The 1,619-nt window shown below is 62.0% G+C and carries 2 protein-coding genes; both read left to right on the top strand.

The window, feature by feature from the left end; all coding sequences use genetic code 11:
• A partial coding sequence (gene cysC, locus ENZ75_RS31255; protein ID WP_128278600.1) for an adenylyl-sulfate kinase occupies positions 1–1,383 on the top strand: 1,383 nt, incomplete at its 5' end.
• 10 nt (positions 1,384–1,393) lie between these two features.
• Positions 1,394–1,619 (top strand): inositol monophosphatase family protein (locus ENZ75_RS31250; protein ID WP_281059183.1); only part of this gene is annotated, 226 nt, incomplete at its 3' end.

Genomic DNA, 1,619 nt, shown 5'->3' with positions numbered 1-1,619 from the left:
GACTACGGGCAATTCTCGCGCGATCTCGGCTTCCAGACCATTGTGCCGATCCCGATGTCGGCCCGTTATGGCGATAATGTCAGCCGTCGGTCGGAAAGCATGGAATGGTATTCCGGCCCAACGCTGATCGAGCATCTCGAAACCGTGTCGGTCGACCAAGCGATGGTCGAACTGCCGTTCCGTTTCCCGGTCCAGTATGTCAATCGTCCCAATCTCGACTTTCGCGGCTTTGCCGGCACGGTCGCTTCCGGCTCGGTTGCGCCCGGCGACGAGGTCGTTGTCGCCAAGTCGGGCAAATCCTCGCGCGTCAAGCGGATCGTCTCGTATGGCGGCGATCTCGCCCAGGCGGCTGCCGGACAGGCCGTCACGCTCGTCCTCGACGACGAAGTCGAAATCTCGCGCGGCAACATGCTGGTTTCGCCTGCCGCACGGCCGCAGGTCGCCGACCAGTTCGCCGCCAACATCGTCTGGTTCGACGAGCATGCGCTGCTGCCGGGCCGCTCCTACATCCTGCGCACCGAGACCGACCAGACCAGCGCCACCGTCACCGATCTGAAATACCGGATCAACGTCAACGACTTTGCCCATGAAGCGGCCAAGTCGCTCGAAATGAACGAAGTCGGCATCTGCAACATCTCGACGCGGACGCCGATCGCCTTTGATCCCTTCGCCGAAAACCGCACAACCGGCGCCTTCATCCTGATCGACCGCATCTCCAACGCCACGGTCGGCGCCGGCATGATCCTGCACTCGCTGCGTCGTGCCGAAAACATCCATTGGCAGTCGCTCGATGTCGGCAAGCGCGTGCGCGCCGACATGAAGAACCAGCGGCCCGCCGTGTTCTGGTTCACCGGGCTGTCGGGATCCGGCAAGTCGACCATCGCCAACCTGTTCGAAAAGAAGCTGTTCGCCACCGGCCGTCATACTTATATCCTCGACGGCGACAACGTCCGTCACGGTCTCAATCGCGATCTTGGCTTTACCGATGCCGATCGCGTCGAGAACATCCGCCGCGTCGCCGAGGTGGCGCGTTTGATGGCCGATGCCGGGTTGATCGTCATTGTTTCGTTCATTTCGCCGTTCAGCGCCGAACGGCGCATGGCACGTGAATTGATGGCCGACGGAGAATTCGTCGAGGTGTTCGTCGATACGCCCTTCGAGGAATGCGCCAGGCGTGATCCGAAGGGCCTCTATGCGCGCGCGCTGAATGGCGAGATCAAGAATTTCACCGGCGTCGATTCCCCTTATGAAGCGCCGGAAACCCCGGAGATCCATCTGCAGACACTCGGCAAATCGGCCGAAGAGATGGTCGACGCCCTGGAACACTGGCTGAACGAGCGCGACATTGCCGAAGACCAATACGATAGCGGCGGCGGCATCTGACGACAGGCTGATGCTTGAAATCTTCGAGCGCCTGGCCTTGTCGGCCGGGCGCGAGGTGATGCGCGTGTTCCACGCCGGCTGTGCGGTTGACCGCAAGTCCGACGCCTCGCCGGTGACCGAGGCGGACCGCGAGAGCGAAAAGATCATTCTCGCCGGACTGCGTGCCGCATTTCCCGATATCCCCTGCGTGGCCGAGGAAGAAGCTTCCGCCGGTATCGTGCCGCCCGACCTAAATG

Source organism: Mesorhizobium sp. M7A.F.Ca.CA.002.04.1.1, from assembly GCF_004022805.1.
Lineage (GTDB): Bacteria > Pseudomonadota > Alphaproteobacteria > Rhizobiales > Rhizobiaceae > Mesorhizobium > Mesorhizobium ciceri.
The sequence above is the reverse complement of the archived record's forward strand: the minus strand, read 5'-3'. Positions and strand labels throughout refer to the sequence as shown.